The following is a 21,420-nucleotide window of genomic DNA, read 5'->3' as shown; positions in this document are numbered from 1 at the left end:
TCCACAAGAGCCTGCCGGTGTGCGGAGCAGACCTTCACCACGGTTCTGCCAAGTCAGCCGAAAGCGACACCATAAGATAAAAAAACAGGAGTAGCGCGCAGCCATGAGCCAATCAAGCGACGCATCAGACACTAGCAATACCAATCTTGAAGACCTGGTTGCCACCACCGATACCGGCGCCCGAAAACCAACCGGGATCGCGCGCAAACTGCTGCTATCGATTGCCGCACTCTGGTCATTGTTCCAATTATGGATCGCTTCGCCGCTCCCCTTCATGATCGGCGTCGGCGTGTTCAACAGTACCGAATCGCGTTCCATCCACCTGATGTTTGCGGTCTTTCTTGGCTTTATGGCCTACCCCGCATTCAAGCGTTCGCCACGGGATTACATCCCGATCATGGATTGGATACTGGCGTTGGTCGCGGCCTTTTGTGCGTCCTATCTGTTTTTTTTCTATGCCGAACTCTCTGAGCGTCCGGGCAAACCCATCACGCAAGATGTCGTTATCGCGGTTATCGGTCTTCTGACGCTACTCGAAGCCACGCGCCGAGCGCTGGGTCCGCCGCTGATGATAGTGGCACTGATTTTCATCGTGTACTCGGTGGCCGGCCCGCATATGCCAGGTATCCTCGCCCACCGCGGGGTAAGCGTTGAGTCACTGGCAAACCATCAGTGGCTAACCACTCAGGGCGTATTTGGTATTGCACTGGGTGTTTCTACCAGTTTCGTGTTCCTGTTTGTCTTGTTCGGCTCTTTGCTGGACAAGGCCGGCGCTGGCAACTACTTCATCAAAGTAGCCTTTTCAATGCTCGGTCACTATCGCGGTGGTCCCGCCAAAGCCGCTGTTGTGGCCTCAGGCTTGACTGGCCTGATCTCGGGTTCGTCGATTGCCAATACCGTGACTACCGGTACCTTCACCATCCCGATGATGAAACGGGTGGGCTTTTCTTCTGAGAAGGCCGGCGCGGTTGAAGTGGCGTCTTCGGTCAATGGCCAAATCATGCCGCCGGTGATGGGAGCAGCAGCCTTCCTGATGGTCGAGTACGTGGGCATTTCTTACGTAGAGGTCATCAAGCACGCCTTCCTGCCGGCCCTAATCTCTTACATTGCACTGATTTATATAGTGCATCTTGAGGCCGTTAAGGCGGGTATGGAGGGGCTTCAGAGCAGCAACCCGCCCAAGCCACTGGTACGCAAGGTGATCGGTTTTTTGACCGGCTTAATATTGCTGATGGCGCTGTCTTTTGCGGTCTATTACGGCCTCGGTTGGCTGAAACCAGCTCTCGGCGATGCCGCCAGCTGGGTTATCGCCGCAGGCCTTACGGCAATTTATGTCGGACTGCTCAAGATCGGCTCGCGTTACCCAGAACTCGAACTGGATGACCCCAACTCTCCGGTAGTACACCTGCCGCAGACCAAGCCCACGGTGATGTCCGGCCTTCACTACATTTTGCCGGTCATCGTACTGATCTGGTGTTTGATGGTGGAGCGCCTGTCACCCGGCCTATCGGCCTTCTGGGCGACCGTGTTCATGATCGTCATCATCCTTACCCAACGCCCCCTGATGGCGCTATTTCGCAAGCAGTCCAGCCTTACCGCTGACCTGCTGCAAGGTGCGGATGACCTATGGCAGGGACTAATTGCCGGCGCTCGTAACATGATCGGCATCGGCATAGCGACCGCTACCGCAGGCATCATCGTCGGCGCCGTATCGCAAACCGGTGTGGGGCTGGTATTGGCCGACCTGGTTGAAATTCTGTCGATGGGCAATCTGCTGTTGATGCTCGCGCTGACAGCGGTGCTAAGCCTGATTCTTGGGATGGGCCTGCCTACGACCGCTAACTATATTGTGGTCTCAGCGCTGTTGGCTCCGGTCATTGTTACCCTTGGGCAAGAAAGCGGTTTGCTTGTGCCGCTGATTGCGGTCCACCTGTTCGTGTTCTACTTCGGCATCATGGCCGATGTGACGCCGCCGGTGGGGCTCGCCTCCTTTGCCGCTGCTGCAATCTCTGGCGGCGACCCAATCCGAACGGGTTTCCAGGCGTTTTACTACAGCCTGCGCACCGCCGCGCTGCCTTTCCTGTTTATCTTCAATACCGATTTATTGCTGATCGACGTGAGCTGGGCGCAAGGCATCCTGATCTTCATAGTCGCGACTATTGCCATGCTCATTTTCGCCGCCGGCACTCAGGGCTGGATGGTGGTGAAGAGTCGCTGGTACGAAAGCCTATTGTTATTACTGGTCGCCTTTACCCTCTTCCGTCCCGGTTTCTGGATGGACATGGTGCACGACCCCTACCGCTCTGTACCGCCGGCGCAACTGGAACAGGCACTGGGTAACGTCGACAAAGGCAGCAACCTTAGAGTGCAAGTCAAAGGCGAGGACGACATCGGCCAGCCGCGCAGCTTCTTCGTGCTGGTCCCTGTACCCGATGGTGAAACAGCGCAAGAGCGTATGGACAGCCTGGGCCTGATGTTGATGGCCGATGGCGACCGCACCATAGTGGACATGGTCACCTATGGCAGTGTTGCTGCCGATCTGGGTTTCGAGTTCGATCAAGAGATAGTCGAGATCCTGGCTCCGGTTGATCGTTGGGCCAAGGAGTGGATGTGGCTGCCGGGTATAGCGGTCTTCCTGTTGGTTATCGGCCTGCAATGGCGTCGGCGTCCAACCGCCGGCACCAAAGCCACTCCAACCACTGCGTGAGGTAACTGTCATGTACAACAAGATACTGCTGCCGATCGACCTGAACCACAAGCAGTCGTGGAACAAGGCGCTGCCTACCGCGTTGAACTTCTGCCAGACCTATAACGCCTCGTTGCATGTAATCATGGTATTGCCTGATTTCGGTCTGCCGCTGGTCGGCGGTTTCTTCCCCAAGGAGTACGCCGACAAAGCCAAAAAAACCATGACTGATAACCTGCGTGAGTTCGTCAAGGAGAACGTTCCGAAAGACGTGAAGGTGCAGCGCATCGTGGCTGACGGCAAAGCCTATGAGGCCATACTGCGAGTAGCCAAAAAGATTGATGTTGACCTGATCATCATGGCCTCACACAAGCGCAAGCGACTGGAAGATTATCTGTTGGGCACCAACGCCCTGCGCGTGGTGCAGCAGTCCAAGCGCTCGGTCATGATAGTGCGCTGACTGGCACAGGCTTTGCTGGTGCTATACCAACATAGCCCCGTGACACGGGACACTCCACGACAACGGCGTCGTACCCTCGACTGGCAGCAGGCGGCATCTGCGGATAAGATGCGCTGCCGCCATCGGGCGTGCGGCGCTTTTTTAATGCAGCATCAGGACTGACAAATGAAGCAGACAGACAATCCGCGCGACGACGTACTCGCCTGGGTCAACGGCAGCGATGCCCCGGAAAAGCACATCTTGAACCTGGGCTTCATGCCACTGACTGATTCGGCTTCGTTGATCGTCGCTGCCACTCAGGGATTCTCTCAACCCTATGGTTTGACCCTCAATCTGCAGCGCCAACAATCCTGGTCGGCCCTGCGCGATCGCCTGCTCAACGGTGAGCTGGATGCCGCTCAGGGATTGTACGGCTTGGTTTATGGCATCCAGCTTGGGCTTGGCAGCGCGCAAACGCCTATGGCAGTGCTGATGGGGCTGAACCAGAACGGCCAGAGCATCAACTTGTCACAGCCGATGCTGGAAACCGGCGTGGATAGCAGTCAAGCGCTGGTTGAACGCGCTCTACTCGGCAATACCAAACTGTGCCTGGCGCAGACCTTCCCGACCGGCACCCACGCCATGTGGCTCTACTACTGGCTTGCGGCCAACGGCATTCATCCACTACGCGACGTTGATACCCGTGTGGTTCCCCCTTCATTGATGGTCGAACACCTGCGTGCGCGACGCATTGATGGTTTCTGCGCCGGCGAACCCTGGGGCGCTCACGCCATCGAAGACGGTATGGGTTATACCCTGGCGACCAGCCAATCAGTCTGGCCTAATCATCCCGAAAAAGTGCTCTGCGCCACCCAGCGTTTTGTTGAGGAGTGCCCAAATGCCGCCCGCGCGCTGATCATGTCGATTCTGGATGCCAGCCGTTTTATCGATGAGAGTGACGATAACCGCCGCAGCACCGCTCAGCTCATCAGCGGTGCCGATTACGTCAATGCACCATTGGCGTCGCTGCAGCCCCGCATGCTGGGCGACTACGTTGATGGTCGTGGTAACGAATGGCGTGACGCGCACCGCTTGCGTTTTCACGGTGACGGCGAAGTAAACATGCCTTACCTGTCTGATGGACTTTGGTTCATAACCCAATTCCGTCGCTGGGGCTTGCTACGTGAAGAGCCGGATTACCTGGCCATCGCTAGACAGGTGCAGCAGCTGGACCTCTATCAGCAAGCAGCCAACGCACTGGGTATAGACCTGCCGGCCAGCCCACTACGCAGCAGCACGCTGATGGACGGGCAAGTATGGGATGGCAGCGATCCAGCCGCCTACGCCAGCAGCTTCGATCTGCACTCTATGACCGACGCCGCCCCTGTACAGCAGGCTAACTGAACTTTTGTCATCAAGGATTGTTTGATAAATCATGCTGCGCATTCTGCTGATCAACGACACTGTTAAAAAAGTCGGCAAGCTCAAAGGCGCCCTGCTGGAAGCAGGCTTTGAGGTTATCGACGAATCTGGTTTGACCATCGACCTGCCGGCGCGGGTGCAGAGCGCCAAGCCCGACGTCATTCTGATTGATAGCGACTCACCCGGCCGCGACGTAATGGAGCAGGTCTGTCTGTTCAGCCGTGACCTGCCCCATCCAATCGCACTGTTTACCGACGAACAAGACCCAACGATCATGCGCCAGGCAATCCAGTCTGGCGTGAGCGCCTACATTATCGAAGGCGTGGAGAGCTCACGACTCAAGGCGATACTGGATGTCGCCATGGCGCGTTTCGAAACCGACCAGCAATTGCGTGCCGAGCTGCATGCGCGCGAGCAGCAGCTGAATGAGCGCAAGCGGGTAGAAAAAGCCAAAGGCCTGCTTATGAAAATGAAGAACTGCGATGAGTCCGAGGCACATACGTTAATGCGCCGCCAAGCCATGAGCCGCCAACAGAAGCTGATTCAGGTGGCGGAGCAAATTATCGCCATGCACGAAATGCTCGGCGAGTAGCCTGCATTCGTGCTCTGGCACATATCCTGCTTGGTCTGTAGCAGGTAGCCAACGGCGGTTACCTACACAGACAACGACGTCATCCTCAACCTGGAGTTACTCCGGGATAAGGGATGGCGTTTTTTTTTGCCCCTAAGTCGCGGGTAGTACATGCTGCAAAGTGCGCCCTGCGGCGCTGAGAGGACTGCCATATGAACAAAAGCTTCTGGAAAGCGGGACACACCCCAACGTTATTTTCCGCCTTTCTCTACTTCGATCTGAGTTTTATGGTCTGGTACCTGCTTGGCCCACTCGCGGTGCAGATTGCGACTGATTTGGACCTCAGCGCACAGGAACGGGGCATTATGGTCGCCACGCCTATTCTCGCCGGTGCACTGCTGCGGCTGGTCATGGGCTTTATGGCAGATCGTCTGTCACCGAAAACCGCCGGCATCATTGGTCAGGTAGTGGTTATCTGCACGCTTTTGCTGGCGTGGCAGCTGGGTATAGACACCTATCAGCACACGCTCATGCTCGGCCTTGGTCTTGGTTTTGCCGGTGCCTCCTTCGCCGTCGCGCTGCCGCTGGCTTCGCAATGGTATCCGCCGGAGCATCAGGGCAAGGCTATGGGCATTGCCGGTGCCGGTAACTCTGGCACTGTGATGGCAGCGATTTTCGCTCCGGGCCTCGCCTACCTGTTCGGCTGGCAGAATGTATTCGGTTTGGCGCTGATCCCGCTGGCCATTACCTTGCTCCTGTTTATCATACTGGCCAAAAATTCTCCCCAGCGCCCAGCTCCCAAATCATTGAAGGACTACTCCAAGGCGCTCAAGGATGTAGACAGCTGGTGGTTCATGTTCTTCTACAGCGTAACCTTCGGTGGCTTTATCGGCCTGGCCAGCGCCCTGCCTGGCTACTTCAGCGATCAGTACGGCCTGAGCCCAGTGACCGCCGGTTACTACACTGCGGCCTGCGTGATGGCCGGCAGCCTTATGCGTCCCCTGGGCGGCGCACTAGCGGACCGCATCGGCGGCATTCGCTCGCTGCTATTCATGTATGGCATTGCTGCCGTGTGCATCGCCATCGTCGGTTTCAACCTCTCCAGCTCGTACGCGGCACTGACCTTTTTTGTGACCGCCATGTTGGGCTTGGGCGCGGGCAACGGCGCGGTATTCCAGTTGGTGCCACAGCGCTTCTTCCGTGAAATCGGCGTTATGACCGGCTTGATCGGTATGGCAGGCGGCGTAGGTGGCTTTATCCTTGCTGCTGGCTTGGGCGCCATCAAACAGCACACTGGCGACTACCAGATCGGTCTCTGGCTGTTTGCCAGCCTCGGCATTCTGGCCTGGTTCGGCCTGCTGAACGTCAAACGCCGCTGGCGCACTACGTGGGGCGCGTCGTCCATGACCGCTGCGCGAGTCTGATATGGCGCTACAGCTGAGCATCAGCGAAGCCAGTGATAAGGGTCCGCGCGCGCAGAATCAAGATGCTGTGCGCGTGGTCACTCCCGCCCCGCGGCTGGCCGCCAGTAAAGGCCATTTGCTGGCCGTGGCTGATGGCGTAAGCCAATGCCAAGACGGTGGCTTGGCCGCCAATGCCACACTCCAAGCGTTGGCATTGGATTACTACTCAACGCCGGAAACCTGGACCATACCCCACGCATTGGACAAGCTGCTGACCGCGCATAACCGCTGGTTGCGTGCCAACGGTGGTGGACAGCCCCTGCTGACCACCCTGACTGCGCTGGTGATGCGCGGCTGCCGCTATACCTTTGCACATATTGGCGACTGTCGAGCCTACCTGCTACGGGGCGGCAAGCTGCGCCGCCTGACTACGGAACACGTATGGGAACAGCCAGGCATGGAGCACGTGCTCAAACGCGCGCTTGGCCTGGATGAACATCTACTAATGGATTACATCGAAGGTGAACTGCGCGTTAATGATCAGCTGCTGATCGTCAGTGACGGGGTTTGGGCTTCACTCAAAGACAGTGAAATCCACAGCATCCTGCACGAGCAGGCGTTTGACGAAATCTGCCGCACTCTACTGGAGCGCGCGCACCGCGCGGGGAGCCAGGACAATGCGAGTGCTCTACTGGTACGCGTGGACGCATTACCTGAATCATCGCTCAGCGACGCTTTAGCGCCGCTGGATGAACGCGCGTTACCGCCACAGCTGAAAACCGGTCAGCAATTTGAAGGCTGGGAAGTGGTTAACGTGCGCGCCGAGTCTCGGCAGTCGGTGCTTTACCGTGTGCGTGACCCACTGAACCAGACCTGGCTGCTGAAAACCCTGCCGGCCAGCCTGCACGACGACGAGCAGGCACGTCACGCTCTGGTGCTTGAAGAGTGGTTTATGCGCCGCGTTGCCAGTGCATTCACGCCTGAACTGCATCCATTGCCACAACGACGCCACCTGTACTACGTCATGCGCGAGTACGCGGGCGCAACCCTTGAGGAACAACGTCGCCAACAGGGACTGCTGAGCATTCCTGCCTGGCGCGAACTGGCAGCGCAGTTGATCAAAGCCGTCGGCAAGCTGCATCAGCGCAACTTAATTCACCGCGACATCAAGCCCGACAACCTGCTGCAGGGTGAGGACGGTCAATTGCGCGTACTCGACTTCGGTCTGACCTTTTGCCCCGGCCTGACGCAGCAGGAAAACGGCAACGCCCCGGGCACGCCAAGCTATATGGCGCCGGAAGTGTTGAATGGCGCCGAGCCAAGCACCCAGCAAGATATCTACAGTATCGGGGTAACGTTGTACTTTCTGCTCACGGGTCACTACCCCTACGGCGAAGTAGAAGCCTTCCAGCGACCCCGTTTTAGCAAGCCAACGCCACCCAGCCGCTATCGCCCGGACGTGCCGCCTTGGATCGATGATCTGTTGTTGCGCGCCGTCGCAGTGGAGGCCAAGGAGCGCTTTGAAACCGCCGAAGAGTGGCTGCTCGAACTGGCCCAGGGTGAAAGCCGGCCGCTGCACAGCAGTCATCAACCACTGCTCAATCGCGATCCGCTGCGGTTTTGGCGCTACTTCGCCCTTGGCTCTCTCGCGCTCAACCTGCTACTGGTGGTCCTGCTGCTGGATCAATAGTCCGCCCCACGGCAGTGCGAGACGCTACATGACAGTGCACCTGGCAGACCAAAAATCTTCGGAGGTGCCGCCCAAGGCCACCAATATCATTGGCGGTAGCACCTTGGCACAGAACCTGCTTTGTACTCAGCATCGTTAATCAACGAATACAATGCGGGGCTGTCAACGGCGATGACCCTGCCTTCCTGATCGAACAGGACCTGGACAAAGGCGTCCCTACTGCGTGAGCAGAAGGGGCGCCTTTTTTTGTTTTCAGCTTCAGGCGGAGCACGCACAATGCAAAAGCTCAAACTCGTATTGATCGGTAACGGCATGGCCGGGGTACGCACCCTGGAAGAACTGCTCAAACTGACCCCCGACCTTTACGACATCACCGTATTCGGTGCCGAACCACACCCCAATTACAACCGCATCATGTTGTCGCCGGTACTCGCAGGCGAGCAGGAATTCAGCGACATCATATTGAATGACCTCGATTGGTATCACAGCCACGGCATCACCCTGCACACCGGCAAACGCATCGTCACCATTGATCGCCGGGGCCGTAAGGTAGTTGCAGAGGATGGCACGGAGGCTCACTACGACCGCTTGCTGCTGGCCACTGGTTCTAATCCGTTCATGCCGCCGCTGCCTGGCAACCACCTAACGGGCGTGATTGGCTATCGCGACATCGATGATACCCAATTGATGATGGACACCGCCCTGACCCACAAGCACGCCGTTATCGTCGGCGGCGGTCTGTTGGGCCTTGAAGCGGCCAACGGTCTTACGCTGCGCGGTATGCAAGTGACCGTCATTCACAAGGGTCAATGGTTGCTCGATCGCCAACTAGACGAGCGCGCCGGCCAACAACTGCAGGCCGCCCTTGAGCAACGTGGCATTCAGTTTCGGCTTGGACTGCCGCCTGCACAGCTACACGGCGATGCGCAGGACCGTGTTTGCGCGCTGGACTTCAGTGATGGCAGCCGCATTGCCGCTGATCTGGTGGTCATGGCTGCGGGCATTCGCCCCAATATCGAGCTCGCAGAGCGAGCCGGATTGGCCTGCAATGGCGGAATCTTGGTCAACGACACGCTGCAGACCTTCGACCCGCGCATCTATGCTATCGGCGAATGCGTAAGCCACAGAGGCATAGCCTATGGTCTGGTTGCGCCGCTGTTCGAGCAGGCGAAGGTCTGTGCCAACCATCTGGCCAGACTGGGCCATCAACGCTACCAGGGTTCCATCACCTCTACCAAGCTCAAGGTCACCGGCATCAATTTGTTCTCGGTGGGTGACTTTATGGGCGCAGAAGGCACCGAAAGCATCACGCTCAGCGACCCGATCTCCGGCATATACAAGAAACTGGTGCTAAAAGACGATCGCCTGGTCGGCGTCTGCCTGTATGGCGATACCGGCGATAGCAATTGGTATCTCACGTTACTGCGCGAAGGCCAGAACGTTAGTCAGCTGCGCAATCATCTGATGTTCGGCCAGCCTGCTCAAAACGACGAAGCTCAGTATCACCAGGCTGCCGCATGACGCGCACGCAAACAACTGCCTCCACCTGCTGCTATTGCGGCGTCGGCTGCGGCGTGCTGATCGAGCATGACGGGGAGCACGTTCTGAATGTGACTGGCGATCCCAATCATCCGGCCAACCTCGGCCGACTGTGCAGTAAGGGCTCTACCCTGCATAAAACCGGTGATTTGGCTGCCCGCGCGCTCCACCCGGAGCTGCGCTTGGGCAAAGGCCTGTCACGCAGCCGCACCGACTGGGACAGCGCCATGGGCCACGCCGCTGAAGTGTTCGGCCGCACTATTGCCGAGCACGGACCTGACAGTGTCGCCTTTTATATCTCCGGCCAGCTGCTGACCGAGGATTACTACAGTTTCAACAAGCTGGCGCGTGCGCTGATCGGCACCAACAACATCGACAGCAACTCGCGCCTGTGTATGTCCAGCGCGGTGGTTGGCTACAAGCGCAGCTTGGGCGCTGACGCACCGCCCTGCTCCTACGAAGACATTGAGCAAAGCGATTGCCTGATGATCGCCGGCAGCAACATGGCCTTCGCCCATCCTGTGCTGTTTCGCCGGCTGGAAGCCGCCAAGGCGGCCGACCCTAACAAGCGCATCATCGTGGTCGATCCACGGCGCACCGACACCTGTGAAATCGCCGATCTGCACTTGGCCATAGAGCCCGGTACCGACGTGGCCCTGTTCCACGGTATTTTGCACATCATGCTGAAGGAAGGCTGGATCGACCGCGCCTTCATCGACGCCCATACCGACGGCTTTGATGACCTGAAGAACCTGGTGCGCGACTACAGTCCGGCGATGACCGCCCAGTTGTGCGGCATCAGCGAAGACGACCTGCACAGCGCCGCCAAACTGATCGGCACCGCACCCAGCTTTCTATCGCTCTGGTGCATGGGTCTGAATCAGTCCAGCTCTGGCAGTGCCAAAAACAACGCGCTGATCAATCTGCACCTGGCCAGCGGCCAGATCGGCAAGGTCGGCAGCGGTCCTTTCTCGCTCACCGGCCAACCCAACGCCATGGGCGGCCGTGAGACAGGCAGCCTGTCCAATTTGCTGCCCGGACACCGCGAAGCCGCCAACGCAGAGCATCGCGCCGAGGTTGCCGACTATTGGGGCGTAGATCATCTCCCTTCGAATGTCGGCCTGTCTGCCGTCGAGCTCTTTGAAGGCGTGCGCAGCGGCCGCATCAAAGCATTGTGGATTGCCTGTACCAATCCGGCGCAATCGATGCCTAACCAAACACTGATCCACGAGGCCCTGGCCGCCTGCCCGTTCGTGATAGTGCAGGAAGCTTTCTTTACCACCGAGACCTGCCGCTACGCCGACCTACTATTGCCAGCCGCCAGCTGGGGCGAGAAAGAAGGCACCGTTACCAATTCCGAGCGCTGCATCAGCCACGTGCGCTCTGCTGTTCCGGCGCCGGGCGATGCCCGCCCCGATTGGGCTATCGTGTGTGACTTTGCTCGTCGGCTAGAAAAACAACTGCGTCCTGGCCAACCCAGCTTGTTCGACTTCGGCTCGCCCTCGGTTATTTTCGACGAATACAAGTGGCTGACAGCAGGCCGCGACCTCGACTACAGCGGCCTTAGCTATCAGTTGATTGATGAGTTGGGTCCCCAACAATGGCCGTTCAACGCACAAACTCGCCAAGGCACGCCGCGCCTGTATACCGATGGCCGCTTTGCTACCGAGAACGGTAACGCGCGCTTTATTGCCGAACCTTACCGCGCACCGCAGGAAAAATGCGACACGCGTTTCCCGCTGATGCTCAACACCGGGCGTTTGCGCGACCAATGGCACGGCATGAGCCGTACCGGCACCGCTGCTCAACTATTTGGCCATGTTGAGCAAGCACTGCTCAGTTTGCACCCCGACGAGCTGAGCAGCCGCAACCTGAACGATGGCGATCTGATACGCGTCAAAAGTCGCCGCGGGGAACTGATACTGCCGGTGCACTCGGATGAGCAGCTTCGTCCTGGGCAAGCCTTTCTGCCAATGCACTGGGGCGACCGCTTCCTGAAAGGGTTGGGCTGCAACGTGCTGACCCAGCCGGCCTTCGACCCCATTTCCAAGCAGCCGGAGCTCAAACAGAGCAGCATCAATATTCGCCGCGCAGAACTGCCGTGGGAGCTATTTATTCTGGCAGAAGGCAAGGTACAGGAGCGCTTCGAGGCCATTCGCCCCCTGTGTGAAAGCCTTGATTATCTGGGTATGGGCCTGACCGGACGTGAGCGCCCCGCCCTGTTGATACGCGCAGCCTCCGCACAAGCGCCGGACGCCGCACTGCTGGAGCAAATTGACGCCTTGATAGGCCTGGATAGCGGTCCAGTACTAAGTTACGACGATCCCCAACGAGCTATTGGCAAACGCGTAAAAATCGAAGATGGCCGCATCACCGCGATTCGCCTGACCGGCGAAACCGCTGCACGCAACTGGTTACGCAGCGTCTGGCAGAGCGGTGAAGCCGATGCCGATCTACGCCGCTGGTTTCTTGCACCTATCAGCACCCCAACGGGTGGCTCCAGTAACCAGGTGGACAGAACCCTGTGCAACTGTATGAACGTCAGCCAAAACCAGATTTGCGCCGGTATTGAACGCGGCCTGAACCTGGACGGCCTCAAGCAGGAACTCGGCTGCGGTACGCAGTGCGGCTCCTGCGTCCCCGAAATAAAGCGCCTGCTCAACAGCGTGGCGGTGCCCGCATGAAGACCATCGAATCCAAGGAGCACACATCCATGAATCCAACAGTATGGCTGGTTGGCGCCGGCCCAGGCGACCCTGAACTGCTCACTTTGAAAGCAGCCCGAGTACTCAGTCAGGCCGAGATCGTCATGGTGGATGATCTGGTTAACCCGGAGATACTCGAACATTGCCCGCAGGCGCGCATTATCCGCGTTGGTAAACGCGGCGGCTGCCGCTCCACACCGCAGGCTTTTATCAACCGTTTGATGCTGCGTTATGGCCGCCAAGGCAAGCGCCTGGTGCGGCTCAAGGGCGGGGATCCCTGCATCTTTGGGCGTGCCGGTGAAGAGGCCATTTGGCTACGTGAACGGGGTGTGGAGTCGGAGATCATCAATGGCATCACCGCGGGGCTTGCCGGCGCAACTCAGTGCGGCATTCCGCTGACCCTGCGTGGCGTCAGTCGCGGCGTTACTCTAGTCACGGCCCATACGCAGGACGACAGCGAATTGAATTGGCAGGGTTTGGCGCAAGGCGGCACCACTTTAGTGGTCTACATGGGCGTCGCGCGCTTGCAGCAGATTCAACAAGGCCTGCTAAAAGGCGGCATGCCCGCCAGCACCCCCATTGCTATGATCGAGCAAGCTAGCTCACCCCAGCAACGGCAACACGCCTGCCGCTTGGACGACCTATGCCAGCAGGCAGCTGCCTTTGCACTGCAAAGTCCAGCGGTACTGGTGATTGGCGAGGTGGTGGCTGCTGCACTGGAAAGCGGCCAGTTGAGCAACCTGCTTGGCCAAACAGCGGTTAACGCGCCACTGGCCGTAGCCAACTGACCGCACGCTCCACTTCGTTTACGGAGCGTGCGTCGTCTAAACGAAGTCTGAGAACTCAGCCCTTGGGCTTCATCGCTTCCAGCATACGACCCATGGCAGCATGAATGGCGTTCACGGCTTTCAGCGGCCGCACCATGACTTTGAAATCAATGATCTGACCGGCGTCGTTCCACTGGATCATATCGATACCATTGATGGTAATGCCGTCGATTTCAGTCTGAAATTCCAGCACTGCGTTGTTGCCATCGACCACTTCACGCAGGTATTTGAAGTGACCCGGCGCATTCAGAGTCTGCATGGCAGCGGCCAGATACAGACTCGTGATCCGCTTGCCCACTTGTGGCGTATGCACTACCGGGGAATGGAAAACCACCTCATCTGCCAGTAATTCATCCAGGCCTTTGGCATCCTGCTTTTCAACAATGCGATGCCACTTTTCAATTACGCTGCTCATGATGGGTCCTTTTAATCTTTGTTATGTTTGCGAGTGGGACCATTCTTCAACCGAACCCTTGGCACCGCAAGTGAGATTCAGCCGGTGAATCAGGCATCAAGCGGATCAGACTGTTCGCGTTGTTGGTCTGCCCATAAACGCGCGTAAGCGCCGTTCAATGCCAGCAGTTCATGATGGCTACCCTGCTCCACTACCTTGCCCTGATCCAGCACCAGAATGCACTCAGCATGCACAATGGTCGACAGCCGGTGAGCAATCGCCAGGGTAGTACGCTTGCGCGCCACCAGATTCAAGGCATCCAGAATGCGGCGTTCAGAGTGACTGTCGAGCGATGAGGTTGCTTCATCAAGGATCAAAATCGGTGGGTCTTTGAGCAAAACCCGGGCAATCGCGATGCGCTGTTTCTCGCCACCGGACAACTTCAGCCCGCGCTCGCCCACCGGGGTAGCCAGTTGCTTCGGCAGACTGCGGACAAAATCCTCCAGCTGCGCCAGACGCAGCACCCGCCATATTTCCTCATCACTGGCGCCCGGCGCGCCGTAAGCGACGTTGTAGCCAATGCTCGCGTTGAACAGCACTGTATCTTGCGGCACCACTCCTATCGCTTGGCGCAGGCTGTGCTGAGTCACTTGGCGAACATCCTGGCCGTCGATTTCTATGCTGCCCGCCGCTGTATCGTAAAAACGAAACAGCAAGCGCGCCAGGGTTGATTTGCCTGCACCACTTGGCCCAACGATGGCCAGCGTATGGCCCGCCGGGATACAGAAACTGACGTTATGCAGAATCTCTCGGCCTGCCTCATAAGTGTGGGCAACCTGGTTAAACACCACCTCGCCACCCTGCAGCTTCAGGGCGGTTGCCTGAGGTGAATCCACTATTTTTGTGGGGGCATCCAGCAGGCCGAACAGGCGCTCAATATTGGTTAGCGCCTCACGGATTTCGCGGTAGATGAAACCGAGAAAATTCAGCGGCACAAAGAGCTGAATCATATAAGCATTGATCATCACCAACTCGCCCACCGTCATGCTGCCGCCACTCACCTCGCGCGCCGCCATCACCATCATGAGCGTCACCGCACCGGCAATGATCAGAGCTTGCCCGGAGTTAAGCGCCACCAGCGACAGCCGGTTTTTCATCCGCGCCGCTTCCCAGGCTTGCAGGTTCTGGTCGTATTGCTGCGCTTCAAAGGCCTCGTTACCGAAATATTTAACTGTTTCGAAGTTCAGCAAGCTATCGATAGCGCGGGTATTGGAGCGGTTATCCAGTTCGTTGCTCTCGCGCACAAAGCGATTTCGCCACTCGGTACACCAGATGGAAAAACCGCTGTACAGCACCACTGCACCCAGTACCGCTACCGCATACCAGACACTGAAATTGACCAGCAGAATCACCGTGATCAAGCCAATTTCAATCAGCGTTGGGAGGATGTTAAAAACCATAAAGCGCAGCAGAAAACTGATACCCGTGGTGCCGCGTTCAATGTCACGCGCCAGGCCGCCGGTGCGACGCGACAGGTGAAAGCCAAGATCCAGCCGGTGCAAGTGCTCAAATACCCGCAGAGATATACGTCGCATGGCGCGCTCGGCTACTCGCGCGAACACCGCATCGCGCAACTCGCCAAAAAACACCGACGAGAAACGGAATATACCGTAGGCCGCCAACAGGGCCACCGGCACCAAAACCAACGCATCTGTGGCCGAATCAAAATGATCGACGATCAACTTCAGCAACCAAGGCACCGCCACGCCGGCCAGCTTAGCGATCAGCATGCACAGCATGGCAATCAGCACTCGGCCACGGAATTCATTCAGGTAAGGAAGCAAGCTGAGGATGATCCGCCAGTTGGTCGGACCACCGGCATATTGACTATCAGAACTGGGGCGCACGGCGGCTCTCATTACAAAAACAGGGGGGCTGAAAAGCATGTGGGCCTGAACGCCGCAGCGCCAGGCCCACACAGTATACCGCGAGGTCGGCAATCAAGCCGTTACTGGTATTACTCCTCGCTTGGGATTGGATCGCTGTTGCGATCCCAGCCGACCATAACCAGGGTGGCAATTACACCTAGTGCCAGGCCAGTCCAGGGATCGAAGAACGCCAGGCCCGCACCGATCAGCAGCACGGTACCGCGCGAGGTGTTGTTACGTGGAATCGACATGGCCACGTAAGCGCAGGCAAACGCGGTAAGCATCAAGGTTAGTGCCAGTGCCACATACAGTAGCGGCTGCAAGCCGGTGAGCAAGGGCTTAAGAAAGAAGAGTATTGGAATACCCATCATGTAGTAGGAGATCAAGCCGCTGTGCAAACTGTCCATCGACTTTTTACCCTCTGCCCAGCGCTGCACAATGATCACCTGCACACCGGTCCACATGGCGCCCTGAGTGGGGAAGAAGGGAGCAAACAGGCCCAGCAAGCCGTTACGGATACCGACCGAAAGGTGGGTGCGCGTGGGGTTAATGTCGATGTGCTCGTCGTTACGCTTGGTCATGCCGTCACGAATGACTTCGTTGCCCGTCACAATGTCGCCGAACAGGATGACATAGGTAATGACCGCCAACGGAATGGCTTGCACAAACATCTCAACACTCGGCCAACCAATCGCAAAAGGTGACATCTTGGCAAAGGCATCGGCTACCGGTGGAAACAGAATCCCCCACTGAATGTCATAGTCGATCTCGCCCACCATGGGGCCGACCAGCGCCGCGATGAAGAAACCGGGCAACAAACCCAGCGCCGCCACCATGGCAACCGCGCGATACTTTTCTTTGAGCTTCTGCAATGGCAGCGAGAACGAAAAGATCAGGCACACGCCACAGGCGAGAATAATGCTGATGGGTTGGTGAGACAGAACCGAAGGGCTACTTTCATCGCCCACAAACACCCGGTAGACCGCAGCGATGGCGGCACCGAGAATGATGCCGGCCTTGAGCGTATCCGGCAGCCAAATGACGAACTTTTTCCCTAGCCCGGTAATGCCGAGCAAGATAAGTATCACCGCAAAATTGAGCGACAGCGCCGTCATCGCCTGAAAGCGACTGACCGGGTCTTCATAACCGGTCAGTACAAACGTTAGCACCAAGGGAAGCGCTGGAGTAATCCAGCCTGGGGCGTAGGGTTCGCCGAAGAAAATCAACGCAGAACCGATCAGCAAGGAGTGAATCATCGAGACCGCGATGGCCTCTTCAAAGCTAAGACCAAAAGCGCCAATCATGATGGGCACGAGTGCCAGGCCCGTTGCCGCAGCAACGAAGAAACCCTGTACGGCCTCCTGCCAATGAAATTTGGTGTGGTAGAAAGGCATCCGAAAGGTAAAGGGGCCCCAGCGCCAGCCGGGCTGTTCGGGTTGAGACATTGCATTCTCCGTAGTGGTCATTTTTTGTTTTTGTAATGGGCGATCAAGCCGCCCTCTTTCCCGCATTATGCCGAGTCGAAACCCTCTACGTCAGGCATTGTGGCGCATATCACCCCGCCCAATGACATGACGTTGACCGCACTTATAACAACACAGCCAAAGCAACCTATTCCGAGTGCACTTGTCCGCCCTGCTCTGCGGCTAAACGTTTAGCCGTGGCGTCTGGCGATCCAGTTCCGCGCGCGAGCAAACTGTATAGCACGGGGATGACAAAGAGCGTCAGTATCATCGACATACTGACGCCCGAAATGACCACAATACCGATCACCGAGCGGGTTTCTGCTCCCGCGCCAAAAGCCAGCACCAACGGCACTGCGCCTGCCACCGTGGTGACACCGGTCATTAAAATAGGGCGCAGACGTAACACGCTGGCTTCCATCAGCGCCTGATCAAAGTCCATGCCCTGATCGCGTAACTGATTGGCGAACTCGACGATCAAAATGCCGTTTTTAGCGGCCAGGCCGATCAGCATCACCAAGCCAATCTGACTGTAGAGATTAAGGCTGTTACCCGTCAGCCATAACCCCAGTAGCGCGCCACCGATGGCCATAGGCACACCCAGCATGATGATCAGCGGATGTACAAAGCTCTCAAACTGCCCAGCTAGCACCAAGAACACCACCAGCAAGCCCAGAACGAAAATAAACAGCATGGAGCTACCAGAATTGCGCAGATCGCGAGAATCCCCTTTGTAGTCCAGCACCAGGGTTTCAGGCAGCAGCTCACGCGCCATCTGCTCGACTTTCTCCAATGCCAAACCCAAGGGCACGCCTTCGGCCAGCGAAGCACTGATAGTGATGGCACGGGCGCGGTTGTAGCGGTTCAGCGTGGTGGAACCCGCTTGATCACGCAGGCTAATCAGGTTGGATAGCGGAATTAGTTCGCCGCTGGTATCTGAGCGCACGTAGATATTATTCAGGGCTGTAGGGCTGCGTTGGCTGTTGCGCTCACCCTCAAGAATGACGTCATACTCCTCGCCATCGTCGATGTAAGTAGTCACTCGCCGGGAACCCAGCATGGTCTCCAATGTGCGCCCCACTACGCTGACATTGACGCCTAAATCGGCGGCACGATCGTAGTCGATGTCCACCTGCAGCTGCGGCTGGTTTTCCTTGTAGTCGGTGTCGATGTTTTCCAGTCCGGGATTATCTTGCTGGATCCGCGCCAACAACATGTCACGCCACTCAGCCAGCTCGTCATAACTACCGGCGCCACCGATGACCAACTGAAACGCTTGCAGCTGTTGTCCGCCGAAGCCCTGGCGCATGATTGGGAACACCCGCACGCCCGACAGATCGGCCATATCCTGCTGCACGCTTTGCATGATTTCCCAACCGGAACGGCGTGCCTCCCAGTCATCCAGCACCACGATAACCATACCGGTGTTAAACGTGGTCACGCCGCCAAAGGAGCGCGGCGCACGCACCAGCATACGTGTCACTTCACCGCTATCGATGTAAGTCGACATGCGCGATTCGATCTCATTCATATAATCGTTCATGTACTCAAAAGTCGCGCCTTCCGGACCATTGACGATGATAAAAAAGGTACCGCGGTCTTCGCGTGGGGTGTACTCGCTGGGAAGACTTTGAAACAACCAGCCGGTACCTGCGGCCAGCAGCACGAATACCGCCAGTGCCAGCCAACGCAAACGCAGTACCATCAACAGCATCCGTCTGTATACCGCGCGACTTTTTTGCAATATATGCTCTACCGCACGACTCAAGCGGCCTTCGTCATGCGGCTTGAGTAGCTTGGCGGCCAGCACTGGCGATAACGTCAAAGCAACAAAACTGGAAAACGCCACCGCAGCAGCCATGGTCAACGCAAACTCGGAGAACAATCGACCCACATCGCCCTGCAAAAAAGCGATAGGTACGAATACTGCGATCAGTACCAAAGTGGTGGAGACCACTGCGAAAGCGACCTGCCGGGTGCCATAGAAGGCCGCCACCAAAGGCGTTTCACCTAGTTCATCAATGCGTCTGCGCACGTTCTCCAGCACTATGATGGCGTCATCCACCACCAAACCAATCGCCAGCACCAGCGCCAACAAGGTAAGCAAATTGACGGTAAAGCCGAACATCAACAGGGCAATAAAGGTCGCCATGATGGACACCGGCAAGGTCACCGCTGGCACCAGAATCGCCCGTGGACTGCCAAGAAATACGAATATAGCGATTACCACCAGCACCAATGCGATCAGCAGCGTGCTGTACACCTCTTTCACCGCGCCTTCAATAAAGATAGCACTGTCGTAACTGGGCAGAATCTGCATGCCTTCGGGCAGCGTCGGGTTAAGCTCGGCGACCAGTTGCTTGGAGCTGCGCGAGACTTCCAGCGTATTGGCGGTGGACTGTCGCGTCAGACCCACGCCCACCATAGGCACACCATTGCCGCGGAACAGGTTACGGCTTTCTTCCGTGCCACGCTCTACCCGTGCCACCTCACCCAAACGTACCAAATAGTTGTTCGCACCACGGGAAACCACCAACCGGCTGAATTGCTCGGCGTTGTTGAACGCGCGGGTGACGCGCACGGTGAACTGTCGATTGGTCGACTCTACCGAGCCTGCTGGCAACTCGACGTTCTCGCGACGTAGCGCCTGCTCCACGTCTTCGGCAGTCAGGTTACGTGCGGCCAGTGCTTCGGCATCCAGCCACACACGCATGGCAAAGCGCTGAGAACCACCGACCCGCACTCGCGCGACGCCGTCCAGCGTGGAGAATCGATCTACGAGGTAGCGTTCTGCGTAATCCGTCAGCTCGGGCAGGCTCATACGGTCGCTGGTCAGATTCCACCAGACGATCACATCTTCATTGGCATCGAGCTTTTGTACTTCCGGAGGCTCCGCTTCGACCGGCAGATTACCCGCCGCGCTGGAAACCCGATCACGGATATCATTAGCGGCTTCGTTGATATCGTTATCAATAGCAAAGCGCACGGTGATCTGCGAACGACCATCTTCACTTTGCGCTTCGATGAACTCGATGCCTTCAATTCCAGCGATGCGCTCTTCAATCACTTGGGTGATCTGTGAGTCCACCACGCTCGCCGAAGCGCCGACGTAGTTGGTTTCGATGGTCACCACCGGCGGATCTATGTCCGGATACTCGCGCAGGGGCAACTCGAAAAAAGCCACCAGGCCAAAAATCACCAACAAAATGGACAGAACTGTCGCAAAAACCGGACGCAGTACCGCGGTATCTGAAAGGATCATGGGTGAACCCGCATCATGGTGCTTCTGAGGCACTGAGCGCCGCGCGAACTGATTCGCCAGCGGCTATCTCAGCCTTTATCCGCACTGGCTGCCCCGACGCTAAACGAAAGCCGCCATGGGTCACTACTTGCTCGTCGATCGCCAAACCAGAGGTAATCTCCACTATTCCGGGCAGACGTTCGCCGATTTCAACCCGCACACGCTGAGCGTAGGGAGCATCCGCGGGGCCTTCCAGCCGCATGACAAACTGCTTATCGCCCAAGGGCAAAAGCGCTTCTTCGGGTATCACCAGCGTCTGGCGCGGTGCACTGGCCACACTCACTGACATCAACATGCCCGACCGCAGCACCCGTTCGCCGTTGTTCAATATCGCTCGCACACGAATAGCGCGGGTGACCGGGTCTACCTGGTTATCTAGCGAAATTATATTGCCTACAAAGGTGCGACCTGGGAATGCAGCTGCCGTGGCGAGTATGCCAAGACCAGGGCGCAGCTGGGCCATAAGGGTTTCCGGAATACTGAAATCCAGCTTCATGACGCTGTCGTCCAGCAAGGTCGTGACCTGCGTACCCGGTGACAGCAAGGTACCAATGCTGATCTGACGTAATCCAACTACACCAGCGAATGGGGCCTTAATCAGGCGATCTGCGAGTCGCGCTTCTACGGCACTCAACCGCGCTTGAGTCACCTCGAACTCTCGCTGGCGACCATCTAACTCCTGAGCCGACACAAAACGGTTATCCACCAATTTCTTGGTGCGCTGCAACTGCCGCTCAGCGTCAGCCAAGGCAACTCTGGCCTCCTCCAGTTCGGCAACCTGCTCATGATTGGTTAGTTCAACCAGAACCTCACCGGCCTTTACCCGTTGGCCATCATCGAAATGAATGCGCGAAATAATGGCTGAGATGTGACTAGTCAGATGTGCTGTTTCGTTCGCCTGAAGGGTGCCCAATGCTTGAATATCACTATTCAGCGTACGCTCTTCGACCGGCGCGACTATCACCGGCAGAGGCGCATCTTGAGCGGCAAGCGAGGTAGAAAAAAGGCAAGCAAGAAAGAATAACATTAGAAACTTTTTCTTATAAAACATT

14 protein-coding genes are annotated in these 21,420 nt (G+C 57.4%); 9 read left to right on the top strand and 5 right to left on the bottom strand.

Translation table 11 applies throughout. From position 1 onward, the window contains the following. The first annotated feature begins 103 nt into the window (after nucleotides 1-103). From AC1XYH_RS06545 to cobA, 9 genes are all read left to right on the top strand, one after another. Complete coding sequence (locus tag AC1XYH_RS06545; RefSeq protein WP_483325827.1) at nucleotides 104-2,707, top strand: TRAP transporter permease; 2,604 nt, start codon at nucleotides 104-106, stop codon at nucleotides 2,705-2,707. A 10-nt stretch (nucleotides 2,708-2,717) separates the two neighbouring features. Next, entirely contained in the window at nucleotides 2,718-3,146 is a 429-nt protein-coding gene (locus tag AC1XYH_RS06540; RefSeq protein ID WP_483325826.1) for a universal stress protein, read from the top strand. A gap of 165 nt (nucleotides 3,147-3,311) precedes the next feature. Further along, nucleotides 3,312-4,529, top strand: a complete 1,218-nt coding sequence (locus tag AC1XYH_RS06535; protein WP_483325825.1) for a CmpA/NrtA family ABC transporter substrate-binding protein — start codon at nucleotides 3,312-3,314, stop codon at nucleotides 4,527-4,529. A gap of 31 nt (nucleotides 4,530-4,560) precedes the next feature. After that, the gene (locus AC1XYH_RS06530; protein WP_483325824.1) at nucleotides 4,561-5,139 is read left to right on the top strand and encodes an ANTAR domain-containing response regulator; all 579 of its coding nucleotides are present in this window, start codon (nucleotides 4,561-4,563) and stop codon (nucleotides 5,137-5,139) included. Nucleotides 5,140-5,330: 191 nt separating this feature from the next. After that, nucleotides 5,331-6,542: a nitrate/nitrite transporter gene (locus AC1XYH_RS06525; RefSeq protein ID WP_483325823.1), complete on the top strand. Its 1,212-nt coding sequence runs from the start codon at nucleotides 5,331-5,333 to the stop codon at nucleotides 6,540-6,542. A 1-nt stretch (nucleotide 6,543) separates the two neighbouring features. Then, nucleotides 6,544-8,211, top strand: coding sequence for a bifunctional protein-serine/threonine kinase/phosphatase (locus tag AC1XYH_RS06520; RefSeq protein ID WP_483325822.1), 1,668 nt, complete (start codon nucleotides 6,544-6,546; stop codon nucleotides 8,209-8,211). 276 nt (nucleotides 8,212-8,487) lie between these two features. Continuing rightward, the gene (locus tag AC1XYH_RS06515) at nucleotides 8,488-9,732 is read left to right on the top strand and encodes an NAD(P)/FAD-dependent oxidoreductase (protein WP_483325821.1); all 1,245 of its coding nucleotides are present in this window, start codon (nucleotides 8,488-8,490) and stop codon (nucleotides 9,730-9,732) included. Continuing rightward, the gene (locus AC1XYH_RS06510; RefSeq protein ID WP_483325820.1) at nucleotides 9,729-12,434 is read left to right on the top strand and encodes a nitrate reductase; all 2,706 of its coding nucleotides are present in this window, start codon (nucleotides 9,729-9,731) and stop codon (nucleotides 12,432-12,434) included. The genes AC1XYH_RS06515 and AC1XYH_RS06510 overlap by 4 nt, the downstream gene beginning before the upstream one ends. 29 nt (nucleotides 12,435-12,463) lie before the next feature. Next, complete coding sequence (cobA, locus tag AC1XYH_RS06505; RefSeq protein ID WP_483325819.1) at nucleotides 12,464-13,243, top strand: uroporphyrinogen-III C-methyltransferase; 780 nt, start codon at nucleotides 12,464-12,466, stop codon at nucleotides 13,241-13,243. Nucleotides 13,244-13,298: 55 nt separating this feature from the next. Here cobA and AC1XYH_RS06500 read toward each other — a convergent pair whose 3' ends face one another. The 5 genes from AC1XYH_RS06500 to AC1XYH_RS06480 form a co-directional block, all read right to left on the bottom strand. After that, nucleotides 13,299-13,697, bottom strand: a complete 399-nt coding sequence (locus AC1XYH_RS06500; RefSeq protein WP_483325818.1) for a nuclear transport factor 2 family protein — start codon at nucleotides 13,695-13,697, stop codon at nucleotides 13,299-13,301. A gap of 89 nt (nucleotides 13,698-13,786) precedes the next feature. After that, nucleotides 13,787-15,583: an ABCB family ABC transporter ATP-binding protein/permease gene (locus AC1XYH_RS06495; protein WP_483325817.1), complete on the bottom strand. Its 1,797-nt coding sequence runs from the start codon at nucleotides 15,581-15,583 to the stop codon at nucleotides 13,787-13,789. Nucleotides 15,584-15,693: 110 nt separating this feature from the next. Next, nucleotides 15,694-17,049: a hypothetical protein gene (locus AC1XYH_RS06490; protein WP_483325816.1), complete on the bottom strand. Its 1,356-nt coding sequence runs from the start codon at nucleotides 17,047-17,049 to the stop codon at nucleotides 15,694-15,696. A gap of 166 nt (nucleotides 17,050-17,215) precedes the next feature. Further along, entirely contained in the window at nucleotides 17,216-20,329 is a 3,114-nt protein-coding gene (locus AC1XYH_RS06485) for an efflux RND transporter permease subunit (protein ID WP_483325815.1), read from the bottom strand. Nucleotides 20,330-20,342: 13 nt separating this feature from the next. Further along, nucleotides 20,343-21,395, bottom strand: coding sequence for an efflux RND transporter periplasmic adaptor subunit (locus AC1XYH_RS06480; protein ID WP_483325814.1), 1,053 nt, complete (start codon nucleotides 21,393-21,395; stop codon nucleotides 20,343-20,345). Nucleotides 21,396-21,420 lie beyond the last annotated feature (25 nt).

The sequence above is a fragment of the Pseudomonas sp. GW-45 genome (genome assembly GCF_056896675.1).
The sequence above is the reverse complement of the archived record's forward strand: the minus strand, read 5'-3'. Positions and strand labels throughout refer to the sequence as shown.

Coding starts and splice junctions, on each gene's coding strand:
- AC1XYH_RS06515 (WP_483325821.1), top strand. CDS start 8,488: ATGCAAAAGCTCAAACTCGTATTGATCGGTAACGGCATGGCCGGGGTA.
- AC1XYH_RS06535 (WP_483325825.1), top strand. CDS start 3,312: ATGAAGCAGACAGACAATCCGCGCGACGACGTACTCGCCTGGGTCAAC.
- AC1XYH_RS06500 (WP_483325818.1), bottom strand. CDS start 13,697: ATGAGCAGCGTAATTGAAAAGTGGCATCGCATTGTTGAAAAGCAGGAT.
- cobA (WP_483325819.1), top strand. CDS start 12,464: ATGAATCCAACAGTATGGCTGGTTGGCGCCGGCCCAGGCGACCCTGAA.
- AC1XYH_RS06520 (WP_483325822.1), top strand. CDS start 6,544: ATGGCGCTACAGCTGAGCATCAGCGAAGCCAGTGATAAGGGTCCGCGC.
- AC1XYH_RS06525 (WP_483325823.1), top strand. CDS start 5,331: ATGAACAAAAGCTTCTGGAAAGCGGGACACACCCCAACGTTATTTTCC.
- AC1XYH_RS06480 (WP_483325814.1), bottom strand. CDS start 21,395: ATGTTATTCTTTCTTGCTTGCCTTTTTTCTACCTCGCTTGCCGCTCAA.
- AC1XYH_RS06540 (WP_483325826.1), top strand. CDS start 2,718: ATGTACAACAAGATACTGCTGCCGATCGACCTGAACCACAAGCAGTCG.
- AC1XYH_RS06510 (WP_483325820.1), top strand. CDS start 9,729: ATGACGCGCACGCAAACAACTGCCTCCACCTGCTGCTATTGCGGCGTC.
- AC1XYH_RS06530 (WP_483325824.1), top strand. CDS start 4,561: ATGCTGCGCATTCTGCTGATCAACGACACTGTTAAAAAAGTCGGCAAG.
- AC1XYH_RS06545 (WP_483325827.1), top strand. CDS start 104: ATGAGCCAATCAAGCGACGCATCAGACACTAGCAATACCAATCTTGAA.
- AC1XYH_RS06485 (WP_483325815.1), bottom strand. CDS start 20,329: ATGATCCTTTCAGATACCGCGGTACTGCGTCCGGTTTTTGCGACAGTT.
- AC1XYH_RS06490 (WP_483325816.1), bottom strand. CDS start 17,049: ATGTCTCAACCCGAACAGCCCGGCTGGCGCTGGGGCCCCTTTACCTTT.